We start from the raw sequence: 319 nt of genomic DNA on the forward strand, positions 1-319 counted from the left end.
CATCTTGCGGTGGCGGGCGCCAGCCAGAACCGCATTCTCGTGCGCACGATTACGCCCCTGATGCTGATGAGCACGCGCGGGCGTCGCCGTTACTTCGAATCCGCGGCGTTGCGCCAGCGCTCGCTCGACGATCACCGCGCTTTCGTCGCGGCCATCGAAGCGCGCGACGAAATCGCTGTCACCGCGCTCGTTCATCGCCATGTGCAGATCGCTGCCGCCGACATTGAGGCGCTGGCTGATCACGCCCCGATCGACCCGCAGGAGCAGGAGATCGCAAACACCAACACCTGACGAGCCGTTCAACAATCCCGACAAACGG

General features: G+C 64.6%; 1 protein-coding gene. It reads left to right on the top strand.

Features of this window, described 5'->3' with window-relative positions; genetic code table 11:
* The coding region (locus HP556_RS00150) for an FCD domain-containing protein (protein WP_175365472.1) at positions 1-291 on the top strand (291 nt) is incomplete at its 5' end.
* Positions 292-319: the final 28 nt, after the last annotated feature.

The sequence above is a fragment of the Tardiphaga robiniae genome (assembly GCF_013359755.1).
Taxonomy (GTDB): Bacteria; Pseudomonadota; Alphaproteobacteria; order Rhizobiales; family Xanthobacteraceae; genus Tardiphaga; species Tardiphaga robiniae.